The organism is Sphingobium chungangianum (genome assembly GCF_977014255.1).
The window spans coordinates 1,145,428-1,169,559 of sequence record NZ_CDRNIV010000006.1 but is presented as its reverse complement, the minus strand read 5'-3'; the positions used below and the strand labels follow the sequence as shown (position 1 = coordinate 1,169,559).

The 24,132-nt window shown below is 63.2% G+C and carries 18 protein-coding genes and 3 pseudogenes; 2 read left to right on the top strand and 19 right to left on the bottom strand.

Going from position 1 to position 24,132, the window contains the following annotated elements; all coding sequences use genetic code 11:
• Positions 1-19: 19 nt before the first annotated feature.
• From ACWNC0_RS12865 to ACWNC0_RS12795, 15 genes and pseudogenes are all read right to left on the bottom strand, one after another.
• Positions 20-772: a methyltransferase domain-containing protein gene (locus ACWNC0_RS12865; RefSeq protein WP_449472068.1), complete on the bottom strand. Its 753-nt coding sequence runs from the start codon at positions 770-772 to the stop codon at positions 20-22.
• Positions 773-835: 63 nt separating this feature from the next.
• Positions 836-1,969 carry a glycosyltransferase gene (locus ACWNC0_RS12860; RefSeq protein ID WP_449472066.1) on the bottom strand — a complete coding sequence of 378 codons (1,134 nt, stop codon included), beginning with the start codon at positions 1,967-1,969 and terminating at the stop codon, positions 836-838.
• Complete coding sequence (locus ACWNC0_RS12855) at positions 1,969-3,318, bottom strand: sugar transferase (protein ID WP_449472064.1); 1,350 nt, start codon at positions 3,316-3,318, stop codon at positions 1,969-1,971. Before ACWNC0_RS12855 ends, ACWNC0_RS12860 begins: the two co-directional genes overlap by 1 nt.
• Positions 3,319-3,412: 94 nt before the next feature.
• Positions 3,413-5,309: pseudogene (locus tag ACWNC0_RS12850) on the bottom strand (XrtA/PEP-CTERM system amidotransferase).
• A gap of 11 nt (positions 5,310-5,320) precedes the next feature.
• Positions 5,321-6,856 (bottom strand): exosortase A, encoded by a 1,536-nt coding sequence (xrtA, locus tag ACWNC0_RS12845; protein ID WP_449472063.1) that lies wholly within the window; start codon positions 6,854-6,856, stop codon positions 5,321-5,323.
• Positions 6,853-8,082 carry a TIGR03087 family PEP-CTERM/XrtA system glycosyltransferase gene (locus ACWNC0_RS12840; protein WP_449472062.1) on the bottom strand — a complete coding sequence of 410 codons (1,230 nt, stop codon included), beginning with the start codon at positions 8,080-8,082 and terminating at the stop codon, positions 6,853-6,855. The genes xrtA and ACWNC0_RS12840 overlap by 4 nt, the downstream gene beginning before the upstream one ends.
• Positions 8,079-9,149 (bottom strand): FemAB family XrtA/PEP-CTERM system-associated protein, encoded by a 1,071-nt coding sequence (locus ACWNC0_RS12835; RefSeq protein ID WP_449472060.1) that lies wholly within the window; start codon positions 9,147-9,149, stop codon positions 8,079-8,081. Before ACWNC0_RS12835 ends, ACWNC0_RS12840 begins: the two co-directional genes overlap by 4 nt.
• Entirely contained in the window at positions 9,146-9,994 is an 849-nt protein-coding gene (locus ACWNC0_RS12830) for an XrtA system polysaccharide deacetylase (protein WP_449472059.1), read from the bottom strand. The genes ACWNC0_RS12835 and ACWNC0_RS12830 overlap by 4 nt, the downstream gene beginning before the upstream one ends.
• Positions 9,995-10,003: 9 nt before the next feature.
• The gene (locus tag ACWNC0_RS12825) at positions 10,004-11,215 is read right to left on the bottom strand and encodes an XrtA/PEP-CTERM system-associated ATPase (RefSeq protein ID WP_449472057.1); all 1,212 of its coding nucleotides are present in this window, start codon (positions 11,213-11,215) and stop codon (positions 10,004-10,006) included.
• Between the two features lie 19 nt (positions 11,216-11,234).
• Positions 11,235-12,818, bottom strand: coding sequence for a hypothetical protein (locus tag ACWNC0_RS12820; protein ID WP_449472055.1), 1,584 nt, complete (start codon positions 12,816-12,818; stop codon positions 11,235-11,237).
• On the bottom strand, positions 12,815-13,732 hold the full coding sequence (locus ACWNC0_RS12815; protein ID WP_449472054.1) for an AAA family ATPase: 918 nt from the start codon (positions 13,730-13,732) through the stop codon (positions 12,815-12,817). The genes ACWNC0_RS12820 and ACWNC0_RS12815 overlap by 4 nt, the downstream gene beginning before the upstream one ends.
• Before the next feature lie 11 nt (positions 13,733-13,743).
• Complete coding sequence (locus ACWNC0_RS12810) at positions 13,744-15,261, bottom strand: XrtA system polysaccharide chain length determinant (RefSeq protein ID WP_449472052.1); 1,518 nt, start codon at positions 15,259-15,261, stop codon at positions 13,744-13,746.
• Position 15,262: 1 nt separating this feature from the next.
• A complete protein-coding gene (locus ACWNC0_RS12805) occupies positions 15,263-15,907 on the bottom strand; it encodes an XrtA/PEP-CTERM system exopolysaccharide export protein (RefSeq protein ID WP_449472051.1) in 645 nt (214 codons plus the stop codon).
• A 133-nt stretch (positions 15,908-16,040) separates the two neighbouring features.
• Positions 16,041-17,273 carry a pyridoxal-dependent decarboxylase, exosortase A system-associated gene (locus tag ACWNC0_RS12800; protein WP_449472049.1) on the bottom strand — a complete coding sequence of 411 codons (1,233 nt, stop codon included), beginning with the start codon at positions 17,271-17,273 and terminating at the stop codon, positions 16,041-16,043.
• Positions 17,270-18,803 (bottom strand): annotated as a pseudogene (locus tag ACWNC0_RS12795) (acyl-CoA ligase (AMP-forming), exosortase A system-associated). The gene ACWNC0_RS12800 and the pseudogene ACWNC0_RS12795 overlap by 4 nt, the downstream one beginning before the upstream one ends.
• Before the next feature lie 50 nt (positions 18,804-18,853).
• Here ACWNC0_RS12795 and ACWNC0_RS12790 point away from each other — a divergent pair.
• Both ACWNC0_RS12790 and ACWNC0_RS12785 read left to right on the top strand, forming a co-directional pair.
• The gene (locus ACWNC0_RS12790) at positions 18,854-19,861 is read left to right on the top strand and encodes a GNAT family N-acetyltransferase (RefSeq protein WP_449472047.1); all 1,008 of its coding nucleotides are present in this window, start codon (positions 18,854-18,856) and stop codon (positions 19,859-19,861) included.
• Positions 19,862-19,890: 29 nt separating this feature from the next.
• On the top strand, positions 19,891-20,181 hold the full coding sequence (locus ACWNC0_RS12785; protein ID WP_449472045.1) for a phosphopantetheine-binding protein: 291 nt from the start codon (positions 19,891-19,893) through the stop codon (positions 20,179-20,181).
• A gap of 165 nt (positions 20,182-20,346) precedes the next feature.
• On the opposite strand, the gene trxB is transcribed toward ACWNC0_RS12785, so the two are convergent.
• The 4 genes and pseudogenes from trxB to ACWNC0_RS12765 form a co-directional block, all read right to left on the bottom strand.
• Complete coding sequence (gene trxB, locus ACWNC0_RS12780; RefSeq protein WP_449472044.1) at positions 20,347-21,309, bottom strand: thioredoxin-disulfide reductase; 963 nt, start codon at positions 21,307-21,309, stop codon at positions 20,347-20,349.
• 128 nt (positions 21,310-21,437) lie between these two features.
• Positions 21,438-22,174 (bottom strand): annotated as a pseudogene (locus tag ACWNC0_RS12775) (peptidase).
• 24 nt (positions 22,175-22,198) lie between these two features.
• On the bottom strand, positions 22,199-23,071 hold the full coding sequence (locus ACWNC0_RS12770; RefSeq protein ID WP_449472042.1) for a transglutaminase family protein: 873 nt from the start codon (positions 23,069-23,071) through the stop codon (positions 22,199-22,201).
• Between the two features lie 16 nt (positions 23,072-23,087).
• Positions 23,088-24,020 (bottom strand): alpha-E domain-containing protein, encoded by a 933-nt coding sequence (locus ACWNC0_RS12765; RefSeq protein WP_449472041.1) that lies wholly within the window; start codon positions 24,018-24,020, stop codon positions 23,088-23,090.
• Positions 24,021-24,132: the final 112 nt, after the last annotated feature.

Here is a 24,132-nt window from a genome sequence, read left to right as displayed (position 1 = left end):
GTCCTGCCGACCAGCGCGCTCACCGGGCGGCGCTTCCTATGGGCTTACGGGCGCGGAACAAACGATCATCCAGCGCAAAGAAGTGGCGCGTATCGGCATCAATGCCGTTCGCGTCGATCTCCTCCAACTGGAACCCCGCCGCGCGAATGCGATCGGCGAAATCCAGACCATATTGCCGCACATGATCCCACTGGCCAAATCGCCGTTCCCGCTCGCGGGGCGGAATGTCGAAGCTGCCATCCTCGGTAGGCTTGTCCCACAGCGGCACGATCAACCAGGCTTCGCCGCCGGGCTTCAAAGCGCGATAGATATTCCGCAGGACGGCATGGTCGTCCGGCACATGCTCCATGACATGGCTGGCGTAGAACAGGTCATATTGTCCAGCATCGGACAGCGCCATAAGGTCCACGCGGCGCATGCCAGGAACCGAATAGCGCGCCGGATCAAGATCGGCGGGTACATAACCGGCGGCGGCAGAAAAGCGGCGGACAAGGCTGCCTTCATTCGGCGCCATGTGCAGGATGGCTCCATCTTCCGGAACCGTAAGGGCCTTTTCCACGATCAGATGATTCATCAGCCGTTCGCGCGGCGAGGCTCCGCAATTGGGGCATCCCCATTCCGCATTCTCGCCATAGCGGAAGAAGCCAACGACCGACTGACCACATGCCGGGCACGCCCGGTTTGCGCGCGCGCCCATCGCCTTGCGCAGGACAAGCATGGTCCGGGTCAGGTGCTTGCCGACAGCTTTCGCCACCCGCTGGAAAGTAATCACGCCTTGGCTCCGATCAGCATTGGGGAGGGCCTATACATGATGCCCCGCCTTTGGCGAGAGGGATCAACGTGACTTTGCGGGATTCCAGACAGTGACCGTGCGGCCCGACATGGCTTTCATGACCCCCTGAAGCGTCGCGGCATAGGCGATGAGAATATCGGTCACCGCCGCCAAAGGCCCCGACTTCGCCCGCAAGCCCATCGTCAGCACAAATAACGCGAGCACCGTCCCGCCAAGAGCCAGCAAAGGCGAGATGCGGAGTGCCAGCAACAGGGCTGCAATCCCACCGGTCAGGATGAAAACTCCCCCAAACCACCTGATGATCTTGCGAGACGCATATTTGAAACGGTCGAGCGCCTTCATACGCCGAAGCTGAGGCCGAAGATGCAGATGCGTGTGCCATGCGCGAGCGGCGATTCGAACCTTCCGCCGATATTCATCGCCCCTGCCCGCAACCAGTCTTTCCCTGGCGATGACATCCTTCGCCTTAACCAGCCGCGATCCCGCAAACACCACAGCCATCGACACCGTCAGGTCGTCAAGTACACTGTCCGGAAACACAGGATAGAGCGCACGACGGATGGAAAAGATCGAACCGTCCGCCCCCAACACATTGCCAGTGCGAGACTCCTCGTCCTTCAGACGCTCCTCCATCCGCCAGTAGAGCGATCCCACCGACGCCGTTGCGCTTTCTCCCTCACCCATATAATGCAGCGAACCCAGAACGCCGCCCACCTGCGGATCAGCATAGCGAGCAAGCAGATTGCCGATCGCGTCCTCGTCCAGCATCACATTAGCATCGGTGAAGATCAGCACATCATCAGTAGCACGCGCGGCAAGCTGCTTCATGCCATGCGCCTTGCCGCTACGGCCCGGCCCCCGGATCAGCGTCACCAGATCGCTCCGCGCGGCTATCAGCGACGCCGTCTCATCGGACGAGCCATCATCAAAGGCCAGAATCTCAAGGGCAGGATGGCGGCGCTTCAGCATCGCCAGATTGGCCAGCTTCTCCGGCATCGCCGCCGCCTCGTTATAAGCGCAGAAGAGCAGCGAAGCCGAGGGCACCTCACCCGAGCGCGCCGCCTCCGGCTTCGTCGGCAATGCGCGCAGGATCAGCGGGTAAAAGAGGAACGGCCACAGCAACGCCACGACCGACGCAACAAGAACGAGCAAAAGGATCAGGTCCACGCCGCGCATCAATAGGCCTTATGATGCACCAGCACCCCGATGGTCGCCATGATTATACGCAGGTCGCGCCAGATCGACCATTTCGTCACATATTCGAGGTCCGACTGAAGCCGGTCGATCAAATCCTGATGATGGTCGGTCGATCCGCGATGACCGCGAACCTGCGCAAGGCCGGTCATGCCGGGCTTGATGCAATGTCGCTCCCAATAGCGCTCATCGACTTCCCAATAGAGGCTGTCGCCCGCCTTGGCCGCCGCGGCATGGGGGCGCGGGCCGACAATACTCATGTCGCCGCGCAGCACGTTGAAAAGCTGCGGCAGTTCATCGATGCTCGTCCGGCGCAGGAAGCGTCCGACAGGCGTCACCCGATCATCGTCACGCGCGGTGAGCTTGTCGGCTTTGTGATCGGTCGCGTCGATCCGCATCGACCGGAACTTGTAGATATTGAAGGGCCGCGCATCGCGTCCGATCCGGGGCTGCTTGAAGATGACGGGTCCGGGGCTGGTCAGCTTCACCGCCAGCGCGGCTGCTATCAGCACCGGCGAAATGGCGATGGTCGCGGCTGTCGCTACGATGATGTCGAAAATCCGCTTGATGATGCGGTCCCGGAACTGGAACGGGCCGCCCGCCACGATGATGGTCGGTTGCCCATCGAACTCATCGACGCGCGCTGGCGCGAAGCGCAGCAATTCGGGCACCACGATCTCACCGCGCGCGGACAGGGATTTGAGCGCCACCGACCAGTCGCTCATCCGCTCCATCGGGCAGGCGACGATCACTCGCTCGGCCATGCCGACCGCCGCCGCCAGCCGTGCCGCCATGTCGGCATCGTGACTGGCAGGCCGCAAGTTCGCGGCGGCAGCGTCGATCACTTCCATGTGTGGGCCGGTCTCTATCTCCACGCCATCCATGATGACGGCGGTAAGGTGCGGCACCTCGCCCAGCAGGCGAGCGCCAAGCCGAGCAATCGCCAGCCGTACCAGCGCGACGCTGATCGCCGAAAAGCCAAGGCCGACGACAAAGGTCAGACGCGAAAGCTGCTCGGCGATCTTTCCCAAATAGACCACCAGCAGCATCAGCAACGCCGCCTGCGCCAGCGCCAGCAGCCCCCGGAAGATGCCGCGCCGGATGTCGTCCAGCATGTGAATGCCGTAAGCCCCGCCCTGCACCGCCAGCAATATATAAAGCGGCGCGACCATGGCGAACATCACGAGGCCATGCGGCTTCCCGGGCTCGCCCAGCAGCGCGCCCAGCACGAACCAGTTCGCCAGCAAGAATGACAGGAACAATCCTGCCAGGTCTCCAAGGAGGCACAGCAGATAAAGTCGCGCTCGAACTATTTCCTTCGAAACTGTCACTTGCGTCCTGCTTGTCCTTAACCCGCCCGCTCCGTTGGCACCGGCGGGACTGCCATGCAAGGCTTTGCGTGAAAGCGCCTTCTTTGCCAGCCGGTCAAAGGCCGAACAAGCGGGTCAGCGACTTGTCCAGCATCAGCAATTGCCAAAGCAAGCGGCCATGATCGGCCATACCGGACTTGTGATCGGCCGCGATGCGCCCCAGCGCCTTGGCGTCGAACCAGCCGGTTCGGGCAAGCGCCGAGCCACCCGCAATGGCGCTCGCCTCCCCCGCCAGCGGCCCGCGAAACCAGTTGCTGATCGGCGTCACGAAGCCCATTTTCTGACGATAAAGAATATCGTGGGGCAGGTAAGGCTCCATCGCCTTCTTCATCAGATATTTGCCGCTATTCCCCCGGATACGCTGCGCAACGGGTAAACGGGCGGCGAACTCCACCAGCCGGTGGTCCAGCAAAGGCTCGCGCGCCTCCAAACCTACAGCCATGCTCATCCGGTCGGTCTTGGTCAGGATGTCGCCCGGCAACCAGATATGAATATCGGCATATTGCGCCCGGTCCAGCGGATCGCGCGCGGGCGCTTCCGCCATGGCACGGATATAGCGATCCTCCGCCCGATAGGCGCCCAGCCGACTGCGCATGTCCTGGCTGAACAGCCTCTGGCGCAGGGCATGAGGTGTCACGCTGACGGATGCCGCATAAGCCTCGCTCCCCTCTCCCGCCAATTCGAGGAAAGTCGACTTTGCCCGCAGCGCTTGGGGCGCCCAATCGGCTTTGGGATACCAGCGGCCCAATGTGCCGAACAGCGGCTCGCGCACCGATGCGGGGATGAGGCTGCGCACCCGCTCCCCCTGCATCTGGAAGCGATGGCGGCGATATCCGGCGAAGGCTTCGTCGGCACCATCACCCGACAAGGCGACAGTGACCTTCTCCCGCGCCAGTTCGCACACCCGATAGGTGGGCAACGCGGAGGCATCGGCGAAGGGCTCGTCAAAATGATAGGCGAGCGTATCGATCAACCCATAATCATCGGGCGATACGATCCGCATGCGGTGGTCGGTAGCAAAGCGGCGGGCGATCCGGTCGGCATAGGCGCTTTCGTCCAGCCTCGCGACATCGAAGCCGATAGTGCAGGTCTTCACCGCCTGATTAGACGCCTCCGCCATCAGGGCGACGACGCTGGAACTATCCACGCCACCGGACAGGAAAGCCCCCAGCGGCACGTCGGAAACCATGCGCGACCGGACCGCCTGCCGCATCAGGGCCACCAGCTCTTCCTCCAGTGCCTCGGGCTTTGCCTTGCTGCGTTCAGCGAAGCTCACATCCCAATAGCGTTGCGGTTGCGGCACGGGCCGCCCACGCACCAGCCGCAGCGTGTGCCCCGCCTTGAGCTTGCGCACGCCCGCCACGATGCAGGCGTCGTCGGGCACATAGCCATAGGCCATGAAATCCTCCACCGCCGCTAGATCAGGCGCGCGGCGCAGCAGCGGGTGAGCCAGCAAACTCTTCAATTCCGACCCAAAGATCAAACTGCCGTCCGAAAGCTGCGCATAATAAAGCGGCTTCACCCCCAGCCGGTCACGCACCAGCCACAGCGACTGCGCCCGCGCGTCGAACAGGGCAAAAGCGAACATACCGTGGAACCGCTCGACACAGGCCTCGCCCCACTGGCGGTAACCGTGAAGGATCACCTCCGTATCGCTGTCCGTGCGGAACACATGGCCCTTGGCCTCCAGCTCCGCGCGAACTTCGGAGAAATTATAAATCTCGCCATTGAAGGTGACGGCCAGAACTCTCATCCTCGGTCAGCATGGGCTGCGCCCCGCCGCCAAGGTCGATGATGGAAAGGCGCACATGGCCCAGCCCGACGCCCGGCGCCGTCCACACACCACTGCCATCGGGTCCGCGATGCGGCATCACGTCCAGCATAGCGCGAACCCGCGCCGGATCGACCGGCTTGGCCGTTTCAAGGTGGAAGATGCCCGCTGTCCCGCACATGCGAACGGGCTTTAGCGGATGCCGAGGCTGCGGTCAGCCAAATCCTTCACATCGCCAATATCTTGCAGGAACAGCGCGATGGCGGCGTCGGCGGGCTTCTCCTGCCCCTCTTCCGCCGAGACGATGATCGCGGCGGCGCGCTGGTCGCGGCCGAGCAGCCGGGCCAGCATCGTGTCGACCTTCACGCGCGGCGCGCTGCCGGTGACGGGGCCGTCGCCCACCTTGTAGAAGCTGACGGCATGGCGGACCACCGGGCCGGGGGCGGTCATCTGCTCGCCCAGCCCGTACGCAGGAGCGGGAGCAGGCGAGGACCATGACCAGCGCTGGTCGGGATTGGCAGCGCCCTGAGCAAAGCCCACAAGCTCACGCCCCTCATCCTGTCGGTCAAAGCTGGCGATGGCGAGATCGACGACATCTCCCCTCGCGTTTCGGTAGCGCCCGAGGACAAGATAATCCGCGCCATCGAATCGCGGCCTCCACGGGTATGGGGGCTGCGCGGAAGTCGGTGCCCAGCCCTTGACCGCCGGGAGAGTCGGCGCGCCGGGCAGCGGCTTGCTCGCCGCCGCGCTCACGATCAGCCAGACGGGCGCGGCAAGCACCAACACGCTCGCTGCACCAACTGCGACAAGAAGCGGGAGGCGACCACGAGCGAGACTCCCAAGCCGGGTGGGATCAAACCATGGATCACCAGGCCGTCGGTCGAAAAAAGGCCAGGCTGCGGCCATCACCACCGCCATGATGATAGCGAAAAAGACCCATCCATACATGACATGGTCAAAGCCGACAGCGGCCTCGATATTGGTCAGATGCGCGATCCATATCGTCCCGAACGCACGCAATCCATTGGCCAGAACCGCCAATATCAGCGCACCGGCCATGAATAGGATGCGACGCGGCCAGCTTGAAAAGCAGACATTGCAGACCAGCGCGCCATAGGCCGTCATCGCAATCACGAACTTCGCGCCCGAACACGCCTCGGCCACGCGGAAATAGCCGGTGGGTGTCGTTATGAAGATGCCGTCCAGATGCGCCGGAACGCTCGCAATATCGAGAAAAACCATGCACAGCCGCGCCGTGATCAATTGCAGCGGCGCGACCAGTTCCTCCCCCACCGGCACCATGAAGAAGGCGTAGAAGAGCGGGAACAGCAGCGCCCTCGCCACGGCAGGCCCGAGCAACGTGACGACGCTACCCTGCAACATCAGGATGATCGCGGCGTGGCGGAACACAGCGACACCCGCCGCCGCTCCCAACAGCCAGGCGAACGCGCCCAGCGCCATCCAGATCAATCCGGGTGCCCATGCGACAGGCTCAAGTTGGCGCAAACCGGGAAGTCTCTGCTGCACCAGCCACGCGATCAGGAACGGGATGAAGAGGCAGTGGCCAAAAGTGGACGCGTTCCACCATATCGACACCATGCCCGCCGCATCGCGATGGAACAACGTCAGGATCAGGAACGCCAAAACGCCAAGCGCGGCGAGATGCCCGCGCCAGCCTTCCACGCCAACGCTGCGCGCTCGAGACAAAGGCAACGTCCTCTCAGTCACGCAGCTCGGCTGCCTAAAGCGGGCACAGGACCGAACAGCATATCCGGCAAGCCCTTGAGCGTTTCCGACCAGCGATAGCGCTCCTCCACCCGCGAGCGGGCAGCCTCGCCCAGACGCCGTGCTCGCTCAGGATCGGCCAGCAGTGCGCATATCGCCTCGACCTCTTCGATAGGATCAGCCGCGATGAGGAAATGCGCGCCATCCTGCGCATCGATGCCTTCGGCCGCTTGCGGCGACGCGACTATGGGCCGCGCCAAGGCCATCGCCTCCAGCACCTTATTCTGTATGCCTCGAGCGATCCGAAGCGGCGCAACCACAATATCCGCCGCCGCCAGCCAGCCGCGAACATCAGGCACCGCGCCCCTCACGATAACGCCGGGCAACTGCGACAGCGCACTAACCTGCGGCGAAGGATTGCGCCCGACAATGGCAAAGCAAGCCTCGGGATGCCGAACCCGCAGCGCTGGCAAGCTATCGCGCGCAAAGCTTTCCACCGCCTCGACATTAGGCCGATAGTCCATCTGCCCGGTGAACACGACGAGCGGACCCGCCGGTCGCGCAACCTCATCAAATTCGGCCGCCGGATCGAAATAATCCAGCGCCACGCCATTATCCATGCCGATGACCCGCGCGGTGTTCAGCCCCGCAGTCTCCCGAAACAGCGCGGCCTCGGCCTCACTAACGAAAGCGCTGACGTCGGCGCGCTCGGCGGTGGCACGCTCAAAATCGAGCAGAACCCGCCCTTCGCGTCGGTTGATCCACCCCATAGGACCGCCGCCTGCCGCCCCATAGCTCGCATATTTGGCCGAATCGAAATCGACGAAATCCATGACGAAGCGAACGCCATCGGCAAGGTCGGGCACGAAATGCGCCATCTGCACCGAATAGCCCATCACCGCCGCGATCGGACGCTCCGCCAAAATCTTCCGCACCCATTGATGCATGCGCGGATCATCAAAGAGGGACACCAGCATCGGCTGCCGCTTCGCCAGCCCAGCGAGACCCGCTACCACACGCGACCTGTCGCGCTTCAGCACGCACTGGCTCGCCGTCAACTCCGCCATGGCCGGGGCGAAGCTCAGATCGCGATCATCATCCGCAAAGCAGCCGACATGCACGGGCGCTATCTCCGCCAGCCGCTTCAATATGTGATAGGAACGAATCTTGTCGCCCCGATCAGGTGGAAAGGGGATGCGGTGACAGAGGAAAACTATCTCGCCCGTCATCCCAGCCCCCGCGAAATCAGCGGCCCGATCAGGTTGGCGATCGGCAGCGGCAGCTTCTTCCACATCTCCACGCGGCGCTGATATTGCTCGCTGTTGGGATTGATGTCGCGCCGTTCGCCCGTCGCCGACCAGCTATGATAGGCCAGCGGCACTGGATCAAAGCCAAAGCTCTTCTTCCACGCGGCCTGCCCGCTTCCCGTCTTGGATCGGCCGAAGTCGAACAACCGCATGCCGCGCGTCCGCCCGTGGCCCATCAGCCGGTAATACATGAGTTCGTTGGAACGCAGCCGCCGCGCATCCGCGACACCCCCGCCCCAAAAAGGCATGACCCGCCCCTGATGGTAGAGCGTCAGCACCCCCGAAACCGGCCGGTCGCCCTCATAGACAATCAATATGTCGGCATCCTCGCCGAACGCCGCCAGCACTTCGCGAAACAGGCGCCTCGGAAAAACCGGCGTCCCCAGATTGCGGACGCTCTGCGCATAAACATCATAATGCGCGCGCAGGAACCGCTCGTCCCGCCCAACCTCCACCCTTAGCGCGGGATTGGCGAGCGCCTTCCGCAGTTCGGCCCGGTGCTTGCGCGGGACCGCGAGCAACTCCGCCTCATCATCCGCCGCAATCGGCCGGACAAAGCCGACATGGCTTCCCTCATGAACGCTCCAACCCGCGTCCGGCGAAGGCCCACCGCGCAGTTCGACCGAACCGATCCGACGATCGCGCGCAAACCCTTCGGCGGCGCTGGCAAGCGCAGACGAAATTGCGGGATCGCTCGCCAATATGCCGCCATCGACGGCAAAGCCCGAAGACACGAGCGCTTCACCGAACAGGCGGCTTTTCATGTGCGTCAGCGGGAGAATACCCCCGATCTGGCCCGACGAAGCCACTGCCGCCAACATATATGCGCGGTTGCCAGTGCCCCGCTCAATCGCCTTGATCCACGCGGGCCGGTGAAAAGGCGTGCCGTCTTCCATGCCCTGAATGTAGGCGTCTGCCGCAGCCACCTGCGCCGGATCATCCAGGTCGAGCGTTACCACGCCGACACCTGCTCCGCCATCCGGCCTCATGCCGCCAACTCCGCCTCACGAGCGACCAGCGCATCCACCCGTGTCCAGGAAAAATCCCGCGTCAGCCGCCGCAGCTTGTTCGCCATGACGGACAGATTGCTGTAATGGCGCAGGCGCGATCGAAGCGGTGCTCCCGCCACCCGTGGCTGATCCGGATCAATCTCCCAGGGATGGAAATAGATGATGGCGGGCTGCTTCTCCCGCCCATTCACTTGCCGTATAGCCCAGCGGGAAAAGCCATAGGGCAGCAAGCGGAAAAACCCTCCGCCCCCAGCCGCCAACCTCCGCCCGCCAAACTCGGCCGTCGTCACCGGCAACTCCAGCAAATCACTCCCCGTCACCGGCCGCCAGGCAAAGCGCGGCGATTCAGGCCAGCCATAATGATCATGCCGGATCGGCGCGACGCTGCTGGAATAGCGATAGCCCTCCTCCGCCAATATGGCATGGGCCCAAGGCGTCCGATGATCGATAGAAAAGCTCGGCGCGCGATAGCCAATGACGCGCTGCCCGCTGGCATCCTCCAGCAATGCCCGCGACCGGCGCAAATCCGCGCGAAACGCCTCCGGGCCGAGCGTAAACACGCGCGCATGGTCATAGCCATGGCTCGCCACCTCATGCCCCGCCTCGGCAATCCGCCGCATTAACGCAGGGTAGCGCTCCGCCACCCACCCGAGCGTGAAAAAAGTCGCACTGACCCCTGCTTCGGCAAAAAGGGCCAGCACAGCATCCGTGTTACGCTCGACACGATGCGTCAGCCCGTCCCAGGAAGATCGGCTGATCGTGCGCTCAAAGGCGCCGACATGGAACCAGTCCTCCACGTCGACCGATAAAGCATTCAGCACCATGATCGTTCGTCAGGCGGCAGCGCTGTGCGGCGCGTCGCCCATCCGCTGTTCGCGCTCGACCCAATCCACCAGCAGCGTCAGCACGCGGCGCAGCGCGGTATCCTGCTCGCCTACCCGGAACTCGAGCGAGGAGAGCCGTTCCTCGATCAGGGTGAAGCAGTCCTTCAGCGCCTCGGGGTCCACTGCCTGGATGGCGACCTGTTCGATCCGCAGCGAATCGACCTCCGCGCGCAGCGTGGCAATCTCGTCCATCAGCGCGGGCGATGGCTCGGGCTGACGCGACCGCAGCGCATTGAGTTCTGCGCGCAACGTCTCGCGCGCAGGTTCCGCCTGCGCCGCAACCGGAGCCGCAGCAGGCGCTTCCTCCGCGCGATCCAGCACGGATGAGGGCATCGGCTGCACGGCAACATCGCTGTCCGCGCCCATATCCTCGATCACCGCCTGCACCGCAGCCGCATCGATTTCCGACAACTGATCGAGCGCGCCCAGCAGCAGCACGCGGCTCGCCAACACATTGACCCGGCGCGGCACGCCCCCGGTCGCGGCATAGATGGCGGCGAAGGCATCCGGTGTGAATTGCGGATCGCCATTCCAACCGACGATCGACAGGCGATGCAGGATATAGGGTTCGATCTCTTCGGGCTGCATCGGATCGAGATGATGGGTCGCGATCACGCGCTGCCGCAACTGCTCCAGTTGCGCCGATTTCAGCAGGTCGCGAAACTCCGGCTGGCCCAGCAGGAATATCTGCAACAGCGACTGCCCGCCCAGCTGGAAGTTGGAAAGCATACGCAGCTCTTCGATCGCCGAAACAGACAGATTCTGCGCCTCATCGACGATCAGCAGCGACCGCCGCCCCGCCCGCGCCTGCCCATGCAGGAACGCCTCGATCTGTCGCAAAATCTGCGCCTTGGGCATGTCGTCGGTCGGCAGGCCAAAACTCTGCGCCGTCAGCCGCAGCATGTCGTCGCCGCCAACCTGCGTCGACACGATCTTGACGGCGGTTAGCCGTGCCGGATCGATCGTCGCCATCAGGTGCCCGACCAGCGTGGTCTTGCCCGCGCCAATGTCGCCGGTGATGACGATGAAGCCCTCGCCCTGCGCCAGGCCATAGCCCAGATAGGATAGCGCCTTCCTGTGGGTCGCACTTTCGAAGTAGAAATGCGGATCGGGGGTCAGCTGAAACGGGCGGCCCTCAAATCCGTAGAACTGGTCGTACATCTCTCGTCTCCGGACGCGATTAGAAGCTGTACCGCAGGCCGACTTGGCCCATGGCGTTGATGACGGCATCCAGATCGTCCGCCTTGGCGCTGTCGAGCCCAAGCGAAGCGGATGCCTGAAGATTGCGGTTGATAAGGCGGTTGTAGCTGGTGAATGCGCCGAGGTTCAGCACGTCGAGGCGCGCGCCGCTCGCATCGAAATAATTGGCGTAGACGGCGCTATCCAGGCTGGACCGGCTGTCGATCACATAGCTGAGCGATGCCGTGCCATACCAATTCTGGTCCCGCGCCCCGCGCACGAACACCGTCTGGCCCAAAGGCGTCACGAACTTGCGCTGCGAATAGCCAAGGCCGACGCCAAGGCCCCAAGGCCCCCGCTGCGCCGCATATTGAGCAGCAACGCCCCGGTAGCGGAAGTTCGCGTCGGTAACTCCCGTCAGCGCATCGTTGAAGCACTGCCCGCCGCCGCTTTGCGAAAAGGCACAGCCGGTGAAATCACCCGTGAATGGGTTGCGCACGACATTCAGGCTGCTGCCCGAAACCGCCGCGACATTGGACGTGATGATCCGCCCAAAGCTGTCGATGCCGTCGAACACCATGAGCGCGAAGGATTGCCCCCGCCCCTGCCATACGAAGCTGCCCGTATAGGTCATGCCGCCATAGCGTTCGCCGACCCGCGCCTCCAGCGAGGTGCGGCGGTTGGGACGCCAGAGCACGCCAACGTCCCAGATGATGTCGTCGAAATCATAGATCAGCGCACGCGGCGAACTGTCGTCAGTGACATAACGGCCGTTGCGAACGACCGGCACGCCGTTCCCGTCAAGTTCCGGCGAGCGCTGGCTGATCTTGATCCGTTCATAGCCTACGCCCCCGGCAACCGCGACGGTGGGCGACACTGGCAGCGTCGCATCCACCCGGCCCCATGCATCCTCGAACCGCTGATCAAGCTCGCTCGCATCTTCCCGGTCATATCCTGCGCTGGCTACGATGCCGAGCGGCAGCCAAACACCCGGCGCCACGCCGACCGACCCGGCCAGGCTGTGCGAAACGGAGTCCGCGAAGGAGCCGACATTAGGCGCTCCAGCAAAATCGGCATTCACATCCTCATCCACCCGCGCATAGCCGAGCCGATAAGAAGCAGTGACGTCGATGTCGCCGAAGGATGAGGCATAGGACGGCCCCACATAACCGGCATAAACCTGGCTCGTCTGGCTATCGTTCAGCGTCGCCGCACCCGACAGGCCATCGGTGCGTATGCGCGTCGCAAGCGCGCCCGCATTGAGCGTCAGCCCATGCGACACCAGATACTGGCCCGACACGATACCGCTGATCACATCCTGATCGCTGGCCTCACGCCCCCAGCCAAAGCTGTGATTATATTGAATGTCAGCGACCGCCTCGACACGGCGCGTCTGCAACTGCGCGGTCAGTCCCGCCGTCACATTGGTATAGGTCAGGACATCGCCACCGCCTTTCAGCGGCGCGAGCACAGTCTGATCGACGCCCAGATAGGGCGTGACTTCGACCTTTCGCTCCTGCGCCATGGCGGGCGAAGCGGCAAGCGCCAGCGCGCTCAACAACCCCAGGGGAGTACGCAGCATCATGCGTCGTCGCTCCCCTCGCCATAATAGCTGCCAAAGCGGCGGCCGCTGGCGGAAAAGGTAACGCCATTCAGCAGCAACTGCACCTGCCCCGCCGCTTTCAACATGCCCGCCGCATCACGCAGCGCGCTTTCGCTCGTCTGATCGGCGCGGACCACCAGCAAAGCGATAGCCGCATGGCTCGCCAGCACAGCACCGGCCGAGGCAGCGAGCAAAGGCGGCGAATCGAACAGGATGATCCGGTCCGGCCGTCCCTCGGTCAGGCGGCGAAGCAACGTTTCCGTCCGCGCCGAAGCCAGATATTCGGTATCGTTGTTGCTGCGCTGCCCCGCAGGCAGGACGGCAAAGGACGGAATGTCCGTACGGATCACACAATCCTCGATAGCTATCGACGGATCGGCGATGGCGTCCATCAGCCCCGGCCCGCTCGTCAGCCCCAGCGCTTCCGGAATGCCCGGCTTGCCGAAGTCAGCATCGACCAGCAATATCTCCCGATCCTTCTCCGCCGCCAAACTCAGCGCCAGATTGATCGCGCAGAAGCTCTTGCCCTCCCCGCTATGGGCCGAGCAGACAAGCACGCTATTGCCGCGCGGATCGTCACCAAGCTGCGCGAGCAAATCGCGCTTCAGCAGCCGAAACTCCTCGCTGATCGCCGTCGCAGGACTATCGGGCGACAACCAACCATTCTCGGCCAGAGCAATCCGGTCGATACTCTGCACCGGCCCACGCCAATCAGGCGCGCGATATCCCGCCTCCGCCACCACCGGCCGAGCAATCTCCACCACCGGAGGCAACGCCTCGCCAGCAGGCACCTCGACCGCAGGAGCGGCACGCCCCTGCAAAGCCGCGCTGAAATCGTAGATTTCCGTCGCCCGCTCAATCAGCGAACCTTTGGAAAGGGAGCTATGCTTGTTCATCTTGCCGCTCCTCAGGCCATGCCACGCTGGATGAATTCGACGAGGATCAGCAGCACACACAGCGCCGCCAGCCCCCCGCTCGCACCGGCGAACCATTTCAACCGCTGCTTCTCGACCGCCCTCTGCGCGGCGCTAACCGTCTGCGTAATGGAACCGATGACCGGCAATCCAACCGCCCGCTCCAGCCGTGCCGCCGTCGGGAAGCTGCCCTTGAGCTGCCCCATGGCAAAGGCGCTACCCACGCCCGCGCCGATCCCGACGATCAGCACGCCCAGCAGCAACAGCGGCCGGTTGGGCGCGGACGGCGCGGTGGGCGCGCTCGGCGGATTGATCACGCGGAACTGGACGGAACCCGTTTCGGTCTTCACATCGCCGCGCAGGCGCACATCCTCGCGATCAGCGAGCAGCTTGTCATATTGCGTCTTCAGCACCTCATAGTCGCGGTCAAGCTTCTCCTGCTCGGCGGCGAGGCCCGGCTCGTCAGTCTGGCGCGATGACATAGCGTTAAGGTCAGCCTGAAGCTGCGCCTTGCGCGTCTGGAGAGCCTGGACCGTCGCCGCCCGCTCCGCCTGCATCGACTTGATCGACAGATACGCAGGGTTGGGCGAACCAGCCGACCCGCCGCTACCGCCACCTTGACGGCGCAGCGCATCGACCTGCCGCTGGGCCGCAATCACGTCGGGATGGTCAGCAGTCCAACCACGCGCACGCATTCCGGCAAGGTCCGCCTGAGCCTGAGCCAGTGCGGAAGGACCACCCGATGCGCCAACGCCCGGCAACACCTGCGGTGTTCCAGCAAGCTGGCCGTTCATGGCGCTAAGCGCGCTCGACGCCTGCACCAGCTGCGATTCGATATTGTTGATCTCCATCCGCGCCGCGTCCATGCGCTGACCGATGGAGCCCGCGCCGGGCAGCATCCCGGCATAGCGCTGCTCGAACTCGACGCGGCGCTGTTCAGCGGCGGCGAGCTGACGTCCGCGCTGCGCGATCTGCTGATCAAGGAAAGCAAGGCTCTGCTTCGTCTCGACGCGATCAGAGGACAGGTTCGTTTCCTGGAAAATCTCGATCAGCTTCTGCACCGCCTGCTGCGCGATCCGCGCATTAGCTCCGTCCGAAAGGCTGGAGTCCGCCGACTTGGCACTGATGTCGATCATGCTTGGATCAGCCTGCGCCATCACGGTGATGCCTTCGCGCAGCGCCGTGATCTTGGCCGCCATGTCGCGCGGGCCGCTGATCGTCTGGCTAAGGTCGGTTTCCTTGACCACCCGCTCCAGATTGGCGGTGCTGGCCAGCGTCTGGCGCACGCGGTCCAAATCCTGCTGCGACTGGACCTGCGTAATGCCGACCTTGTCCTGCAACAGCGACTGCGTGTTCACATAAACCCGCGCCTTGCTCTCATAACTGTTGGGCACCAGCGCCACGCCCAGCCAGCCCAGCATGCACACGCCCCACGCCACGCCCAGCGCCAGCCAGCGCCGGGTCCATATGCCGTGAAGGGCGATCAGCAGTTCGTCGTAAAGACCGGCCATATCAGAACATGCTTTCCGGAATGATGATGACATCGCCCGGCGCCAGCATGACATTCGCCTTGCTGTCGCCGCGCTTCAGCAGGTCGCCGATACGGACGTTGAATTCCTGCTGCTTGCCCTCTTCCTTGTTGAAGCGAACGAGCCGCGCCCGGTTGCCCGCCGCATATTCGCTCAGCCCCCCGACGGAGATCATGGCGTCAAGCAGCGTCATGTTAGCGCGATAAGGAATGGAGGCAGGCTTTTCGGTCGCGCCGACAATCCGCACCTGCTGGCTGAAAGTGCCCGAGAAATTGTTGACGATCACCGACACCAGCGGATTTTCAATATATTTGGTGAGCGCCACCTTCATGTCGTCGGCCAGCTGCTTAGGCGTCTTGCCCACGGCCGGCATGTCGGCGATCAGCGGCGTGGTAATCCGCCCGTCCGGCCGCACCTGAACCTTCGCACCCAATTCCGGGTTGCGCCATACGAATACGGTCAGGTCATCGAGCGGCCCGATCACATATTCCTCGCCCGGCCCTTCCTGCTGCGCCACAAAGGACGCAGAGGGCAACTGGGGGCCACCGCCTCCCGAAGCGCAGCCCGACAGCGCCAAAGCAGGCAACGATGCGCCGATCAGAGCCCGGGAAACCGACAGGAAACGCATATCTTCACCTCATCATGCGGCCGCACGCCAGCACGGCCGCCAGACAGGTGAAGCGGCCGCAAAGCGATGGGCTTTGGGCCTCTTCTTGCCGCTAAAGGTTAAAGATACGGTTAGGCGTCAAACTATTGGTATATCAGCCAAGTAATAGTTCGAGCGCGGGCGGGTGCCCCAAAAAGGCGGCGGGACTAGCCGAAGCGCCATAGGCCCCCGCCGCGAAGATCGCGATCAGGTCCCCTTCCACCACCGGCGGCAAAGCAACCTTGTCGCCCAGCTTGTCGATCGGCGTGCAAAGACACCCTACGACCGTGACGGCCTCCTCCGCAGGCGGCGCGCCATAACGGTTCGCCACCGCCATCGGATAGTTGCGCCGCACCACCGTTCCGAAATTGCCGCTCGCCGCCAGTTGATGGTGCAATCCACCATCTACCACGACGAACGTCTCGCCCTGGCTCTGCTTCACATCGACCACACGGGTCAGATAGACGCCAGCCTCACCGACCAGCCAGCGGCCAAGCTCCATCGCGAACTCGCTCTCCGCCAATATGTCCGGGCGGGCGTTCAGCGTCTGGCCCAGCGCCTCACCGATCGGCGCAATGTCCAACCGCTGATCGCCCGGGAAATAGGGAATGCCGAATCCTCCACCCAGATTGACGAGCGGCGGCGCAGCACCCACCGCATCCGAAAGCCGCGCCGCCAAACCCACTGTTGCCGCCTGTGTGTCGATCAGCGCGTCTGCATCCAGCGCCTGCGATCCGGCAAAGATATGCCAGCCCCGCCAGTCAGCTCCCGCATCGATCAACGATCGGGCAAGCCCCGCCGCCCGATCCGCATCGACGCCAAAGGGTTTGGCCCCGCCGCCCATGCGCATGCCCGACCCTTTCAGGTCAAAATCCGGATTGACCCGCACCGCCAGCCGGGGCGTCCGCCCCCGCTTCTGGGCAATGGCAAGCGCACGCCGCGCTTCACCCTCCGACTCCAGGTTCAACGTAACCCCAGCGTCGATCGCGGCGGCGAGTTCGTCATCACGCTTGCCCGGCCCGGCAAAGCTCACATGCGCGGCGTCCATCCCGGCTTCCAGCGCTCGCGCCATTTCCCCGCCCGAAGCCACGTCAAAGCCGTCAACCAACCGCGCCATGCGTTCCAGCAGCGCCGGATAGGGATTCGCCTTCACCGCATAATGGATCGACAATTGCCGCGGCATAGCTTCACGCAAACTGCGTACCTGCCGCTCGACGATCCCCATGTCATAGACGAACAGCGGCGTATCCCCCGCTTCGTCCACCAGACTGGCCGCGCCGCATCCGCCGATCAGCAGCATGCCTTCCTCACCCTCGAAGAAGGGCGGAATAGGTCCCATCGGCTTCATCTGTCATATTCCTTGGCCAGTGCCACTCGGTCGATCTTGCCATTAGGCGTCCGAGGGAAATCCGCCAGCCTGATAATCGTCCGGGGCTGCATGAAGTTCGGCAATTCGGTCTTCAACCTCGCCTCGACCGTCGCCTCGGCATCAGCGTCGGCCGAGCGGATGAGCAGCAGCACCGCCTGCCCCAGCCGTTCATCCTTGATACCCAGCGCGACGGCCTCCGCCACCCCAGGCACCGCTACCGCCGCTTCTTCAATCTCGGTCGGACTGATGCGATTGCCCGAGGATTTGATCATCGCGTCATCGCGCCCAACGAAATAGAGCAGCCCCTGCCCATCCCGCCGCACGCTATCCCCCGACCAGACCGCCATGCCGCCATAGCGAGAGGATGACGGCGCAGGCTTGAACCGCTCTGCCGTACGTACCTCATCCCGCCAATAGCCTTGCGCTACAAGCGGCCCGCAATGAACCAGCTCACCCGCTTCATCATCGTCCGTCAGGCTGCCGTCGGGCCGCACAACCAATATCTCCGCATGCGGTATCGCCGACCCCATCGAGTTCTGGATAGCTGTCCACCAAGGCTGGCGGCAGATAGGTCGACCGAAAAGCCTCGGTCAGCCCATACATGGGATAAAGGTCAGCCTTGGAAAAAAGGCCGCGCAATTTCGCCACCAACGGCCGGGTGAGCGCGCCACCACTATTGGTCAGGCGCTTCAGCTTCCCCGCCACTTCCTGCTTCCACTCAAGCTCCGTCAACTGCACCCAAAGCGGCGGCACCCCGGCCAAGGTCGTGATGTCACGCTTGTCCACTGACTTCATGACGTCACGCGCCGTCAGATAGTCGAGCGGATAGACGCACCCGCCCGCATACCAAGTCGAAAACAACTGATTCTGCCCATAATCGAAACTGAAGGGCAGCACGCACAAGGTCCTGTCCTCGGCACTCAAGCCAAGATAACGAGCCACACTCGCCGCGCCGAGCCATAGATTGGCGTGGCTGAGCATCACCCCCTTGGGCCGCCCGGTCGAACCGCTGGTATAGAGGATCGCCGCCAGATCATGCGGCCCGGCCTCGGAGGGCGGCATTCCATCCCCACCACTCGCGGCCGCCGCCGCATCCTCCTCCCGCAACAAACGGCAGTCACCCGGAACATCACCCTGCTCCAAAGTATCAAGCCGCGCCGGAGTACCAATCAACAACCGCGCGCCGCTGTCGGCAAGGATATGCGCAACCTGCGCATGCTTCAGCAGCGGATTGACCGGCACATGCACCAGCCCCGCGCGCGGGGCCGCCAATGGCATCAACGCGGCGACCGGACCCTTGGCAATCCAGCTTGCAACCCGCGCGCCCTTTTCCAGCCCGAATCCCGCCAGCCACCCCGCCAGCCGACCCAGCGTCGTTTCAAGCTCTGCATAATCCTGCGATCCCGACCGGCCATCCAGCGCCGGACGCGCCGCCTCACCCCGCAACAACAGGTGGTCGATCGGGCGAACTTCCTCGCCATCGATCAGGGTGGCGCTGCTTAACTCCATTTCCAGACTTTTCACCTAAGGCATGGGGACAGTGCCGGGGAGATAATGATTTGCTGGTCACAAGGGAATACAGCACGATCGCAGATGCACGGCAGGCGCTGGGCGGACGGATGGATCGCGCCTCGACACCTTCCCCGTTCGATCGCATCGACTGGTTCGAATCGCTGCACGAACATTGCTTCAACAACCAAAAAATCCGCGTCCTTCAGGCTATAGAAGGACAGGTCGAAGCATGGCTGTTCCTGCTATCTCCATCTCCCGAACGGCAGAGCGCGCTCGCCAACTGGTACAGCTTCGCCTGGTCGCCGAAATATCTCGGCGATCCTGACGAACCGATGCGCCACCGTCTGGCAGAGATACTCGCCGCCGAACTTTTCAAGACCGGCCGCCACATCGACCTCTATCCGGTAGACGATACGGCAGAAATGCTCCTCGATGCTTTCCGTCGTAGCGGCTGGTTCGGCGTCCGGCGGCCCATGGGCGGACGCCATATCCTCGCCCTGAACGGCCGCGACTTCGCCACTTATTGGGCGGATCGGCCAAGCCGCCTGCGCAATCAGGTCCAACGAAAGGCCCGCTCCAGCCGCTTCACCATCGATATCCGCCATCAGATCGATGACGCCCTGTGGCACGACTATGTGACGGTACATGCGAGCAGTTGGAAGCAGCCCGAACCCGGGCTTTCCTTCCTGCGCGCGCTGGCCGAACGTGAGAGTGCTGCCGGGACCCTTCGGCTCGGCTTTGCGCGCCTCAACGGCCAACCAGTGGCGACCCAGCTATGGACTGTCGAAAATGACGTCGCCCTCATCCACAAGCTGGCGCATGATCGCGCCTTCGACGGCGCTTCTCCAGGCACGTTGCTCAGCCACGCGATGTTCGCCCACGCCATAGATACCGACAGGGTCAGCGTGATTGACTATGGCACCGGCGACAATCCCTACAAGGCGGAATGGATGGAACAGCGGCAAACGCTCTACCGTCTCGACTTCTTCAATCCGCGATTTGCCTCGACATGGATTCCCGCCGCGCGAACCGCGATTTCGGCCCTTGTGGGCTGAAGGCGGAACGATTAGGTAAGCCCCCCATCATGCGGGCGAAAACCTCTATGCCGGTCGACCGGACAAGCGACATGTCAAACGCGATGCGCGATCTGCTTCGCGATGTGCTGGCCCTGTCGCAGGAACGCGTCGATGCCTTCGACGCCGACACACCCCTGTTCGGCGCTCTGCCTGAACTGGACTCCATGGCCGTCGCCACGCTGCTGACGGAGATGGAAGATCGGCTCGACATCCTGATCGAGGATGATGACATCGACGGCGAAACCTTCGAGACCTTCGGCACGCTGGTTGCCTTCGCGCGGACGAAGATCGAGGTCTGACCCTCTCATCTCCCCCCACCACCCGTTCGGGCTGAGCCTGTCGAAGCCTTCTTCTTTCCTTGAAGGACAAGAAGAGCCCTTAGACAAGCTCAGGGCGAACGGAGAGTAGTAAGCTCCCGTTCACTAACCAGGCGAGGCACGCAGCGCGCCTCGCCTCTGCCCCGCTCACTCAGCCGCCATCGCCTCAAAATCCGCCTCGGCCAGGAACTTCTCCACATCCAGCGCCGCCATGCAGCCCATGCCCGCCGCCGTCACCGCCTGCCGATAAATCTTGTCGCTGACGTCACCCGCTGCAAACACCCCCGGAACAGAGGTCCGCGTCGTACCCGGCTCCACGACCAGATAGCCCTCATCCATCGGCAGCTTGCCCGCGAACAGCTCGGTCGCGGGCTGATGCCCGATTGCCACGAACGCCCCATCAGTCTCGATATGCGAAGCCTTGCCCGTCACCGTATCGACCAGATCGACGCCCACCAGCCCTTCCGGATTGCCGCCACCCACAAACCGCTCGATCTTCTGGTTCCACAGCACCTTGATGTTCGGATGCGCGAACAGCCGCTGCTGCAAGATCTTCTCCGCCCGCAGCGAATCACGGCGATGGATCAGCGTGACGTCATGGCTATGGTTGGTGAGGTACAGCGCTTCCTCGACCGCAGTATTGCCACCACCGATCACCACTACCTTCTTGCCACGATAGAAAAATCCATCGCAAGTCGCGCAAGCGGAAACGCCCTTGCCCTGCAACAGCTGCTCGCCCTCCGTACCCAGCCACTTCGCCTGCGCACCCGTCGCGATCACCAGAGAGTCGGCAAAATAGCGCGTACCGCTATCGCCCGTCAGGCGAAAAGGCCGCTCCGACAAATCGACATCGACGATCTGATCATACATCATCTGCGCGCCGACATGCTCGGCCTGCGCCTGCATCTGCTCCATCAACCACGGCCCCTGGATCACGTCGCGAAAGCCAGGATAATTCTCGACGTCGGTCGTGATGGTCAGCTGCCCGCCCGGCTGCATGCCCTGCACCACGATCGGAGCCAGCCCCGCGCGCGCCCCATAAATGGCTGCGGACAGGCCAGCCGGCCCCGAACCGAGGATCAGCATGCGAGTGGAATGGGTAGCGGTCATCAGATTCCCCAGCTCTTTGGATTCGTTTGTCGGGATGAAATAGGCAGCAGCGCCGAGCGCGCAAGCCTGACTATCGCATGGAATTGCTTGGGCGCGGGCAAGCTACGCCTCCCCTGCCACTCCAACCGTCAGTCAATGACGTTGGGCAGGTCCTCAAACCCCTTGCGCAGCGCCGCCGACCAGCTGAGCGAAAGCAGCTGAAATTCCTCGTTATCGGCCTCGATACGGGTGCGGACACGGAAATCGAACTGGCCGCGCTCGATCACGGTCAGGTCCAGCGGCATGCCGACCGACAGGTTCGATCGCAACGTCGAATCCATCGACACCAGCACCGCCTTTGTCGCGTCCTCCAGACTCGTCTCGCGCTTGATGATCCGGTCTAGGATCGGCTTGCCATATTTATGCTCGCCAATCTGGAAGAACGGCGTGTCCTCCGTCGCCTCGATGAAGTTGCCCGCCGAATAGATAAGGTAAAGGCGCGGCTTCCCCCCCGCCGTTCCCCCGCGAGCAGGATCGACGCGTCCGCACCCGATCCCTGCATTTCGATGGTGCTGCGATAATGCTGCTGCATCTCGCACATCGCATCCCCCACCAGTTGCGCCGCGCGGTGCATCGTCGCGCAATTCAGGATGCTTTCAACGTCCGGATCGACCTGCGAATCCTTGATCGCGCGGCCCAGCATCGTCTTGACGCCCTGCGTGATGGACAGGTTGCCCGAACACATGAGCACCAGCGACCGTTCGCCCGGCACGCTATAGGTAAAGCTTTTCCGAAAGCGGGCGATATTGTCCATCCCCGCATTGGTGCGAGTGTCCGACAGCATGACCAATCCCTGGTCCACGCGCACCGCCACACAATAGGTCATCGCCCATCGGGCTCCTATATCCGTTCAACCCTGCGGGATGGCAGGCTGAAGGCTTTGTTGTTGCTGCCGTTGCAGCTGCCTTTCTTCCACCCCGTCCTCCGCCTGCGCGATCCGGACGTCCGCGTCAATCCAGATATCGCCCGCCGCCGTCACGGACCCCCGGATGGGCGCCGCCGCATTGGCATCTAGGCCCGACGCCAGCCGCAGATAGCGTTCCGTCACACAAACCCGGTTCGACGGATCGAACCCGACCCAGCCCAGATCCGGCACACACGCCTCAACCCAGGCGTGGGTTTCATGCAGGGCAACGCCGCCCTCCGCCAGTAGATATCCCGTCACATATCGCGCCGGGATGCCGAGGGCGCGCGCGCCCGCAATGAATATCTGCGCATGGTCCTGACAAACTCCCGCCCCCAACGCGAAGGCCTCCGCCGCCGTGGTATCCGAAGACGTCACGCCACCCCGATAGGCTACAGCGTCGCTGACCGCCGCCGACAAGGCATGCAGCCGCGCCAGCGTCCCCCCATCATCCGGCAGGGAAAGCGCCATCTCCCGAATGGCGTCGGAAGTTCGGGTCAGCTGCGTTTCCCGCAGAAAATAGACGGAGGGCACCCGGCCCTCACCATTGCCCAGAACGCCGCTCGTCTCGCTCGTCTCCGCCAACCCTTCGGCAACGACCACCGCATTGTCCAGCCGGTCATGCCGTATCCAGACAGCCTCCATCTCGCCAAAGCTGTTGCGGCGGAACCCTTCGACCGGCTCGCCATTCACGCTGACCTGCCATTCGAGTATCTTCTGCGACGCGGTGTCGATCGGCATCAGCTTCAACCGCATCGCCACCCGGCCTGCCGTCGCGGCATAACGATAAGTCGTCTGATGGCGGACCAGCAGTTTCAAGGCGTGCGACGCTCCCTCATCCGAAATGATAAGTCTGGGCGATCTCCGCGCCCAATTGGTTGGTCATCTTCAATCCGCCCAACACGGTTTCATGCAGACCGACGCGGAAAATCTCTCCGCTGTCCAGCTGTTCCAGATCGTTCACCATCTGCCGCACCGTCTCATGGCACGTGCCCCGCCCATTGTGCCAACCCGCCAGCCGATTGAGCCGATAGGCAAGTTGTTCATAGCAATAGGCCACACTGCGCGGGAAAAGCCGGTTCAGCATCAGAAAATCAGTGATCTGCCAGGGCGTATAAGTGCCGCCATAGACATGGTGATAGGCCCGCGCGCCCGACAAAGCGTAGAGCACCGATGTCCACTGATAATGATCGCGGTTGCCCCCGATCACCTCGGTTTCTGGCAGCAATACATAATATTTGACGTCCAGCAGCCGCAACGTCATCTGCGCCCGCTCTAGCGCCGACCCGGCACGCAGGAAATCATGCCCTTCATTGCGCAACTGCCCGGAATGCGCCGCACCCCGGAACGTCATGACCCGCGTCTTGACCCAATCGATCAGCGCCGGAAGCTGCTGCCGCGCTTCCCCCACATCATAGCTGTCCAGCTTGCGCCACCCTTCGTTCAGCGCCTCCCACATGTCCTGGGTCAGCATGGTGCGCGCCGACTTGGCATTGGCGCGCGCCTTCAGCAGGCAGGACCGGATGGAACTGGAATTATCAAGGTCCAGCATCAGATAGGATATGGCGTCCCTCTCGGCCACCTGTATGCCTTCGGGAAATAGGCCATCGACCCCAGCTGCCCGCACGACCGACCGCCACTCATCGCGATGATGCGCCCCCGGCAGGATCGCCATGCGCTGTCCCATGGTAAGCAAACGAGCCGTAGCCTCCGCCCGCTCCATATAACGCGCCATCCAGTAAAGATTCTCGGCAGTCCGGCTCAGCATGGACTAAACTCCCTGTCAAACGAGAGCTTGGGTGCGCGGAGATTTGGTCCAGAGGGAGGCGAAAATGGTGCTGTTCGAGAACCGGCGCGCAGCGTGCTTAAGGCACGTGAGC

Coding starts and splice junctions, on each gene's coding strand:
- ACWNC0_RS12860 (WP_449472066.1), bottom strand. CDS start 1,969: ATGCGCGGCGTGGACCTGATCCTTTTGCTCGTTCTTGTTGCGTCGGTC.
- ACWNC0_RS12840 (WP_449472062.1), bottom strand. CDS start 8,082: ATGACGGGCGAGATAGTTTTCCTCTGTCACCGCATCCCCTTTCCACCT.
- ACWNC0_RS12835 (WP_449472060.1), bottom strand. CDS start 9,149: ATGAGGCCGGATGGCGGAGCAGGTGTCGGCGTGGTAACGCTCGACCTG.
- ACWNC0_RS12830 (WP_449472059.1), bottom strand. CDS start 9,994: ATGGTGCTGAATGCTTTATCGGTCGACGTGGAGGACTGGTTCCATGTC.
- ACWNC0_RS12825 (WP_449472057.1), bottom strand. CDS start 11,215: ATGTACGACCAGTTCTACGGATTTGAGGGCCGCCCGTTTCAGCTGACC.
- ACWNC0_RS12820 (WP_449472055.1), bottom strand. CDS start 12,818: ATGATGCTGCGTACTCCCCTGGGGTTGTTGAGCGCGCTGGCGCTTGCC.
- ACWNC0_RS12815 (WP_449472054.1), bottom strand. CDS start 13,732: ATGAACAAGCATAGCTCCCTTTCCAAAGGTTCGCTGATTGAGCGGGCG.
- ACWNC0_RS12810 (WP_449472052.1), bottom strand. CDS start 15,261: ATGGCCGGTCTTTACGACGAACTGCTGATCGCCCTTCACGGCATATGG.
- ACWNC0_RS12805 (WP_449472051.1), bottom strand. CDS start 15,907: ATGCGTTTCCTGTCGGTTTCCCGGGCTCTGATCGGCGCATCGTTGCCT.
- ACWNC0_RS12800 (WP_449472049.1), bottom strand. CDS start 17,273: ATGAAGCCGATGGGACCTATTCCGCCCTTCTTCGAGGGTGAGGAAGGC.
- ACWNC0_RS12785 (WP_449472045.1), top strand. CDS start 19,891: ATGCGGGCGAAAACCTCTATGCCGGTCGACCGGACAAGCGACATGTCA.
- trxB (WP_449472044.1), bottom strand. CDS start 21,309: ATGACCGCTACCCATTCCACTCGCATGCTGATCCTCGGTTCGGGGCCG.
- ACWNC0_RS12765 (WP_449472041.1), bottom strand. CDS start 24,020: ATGCTGAGCCGGACTGCCGAGAATCTTTACTGGATGGCGCGTTATATG.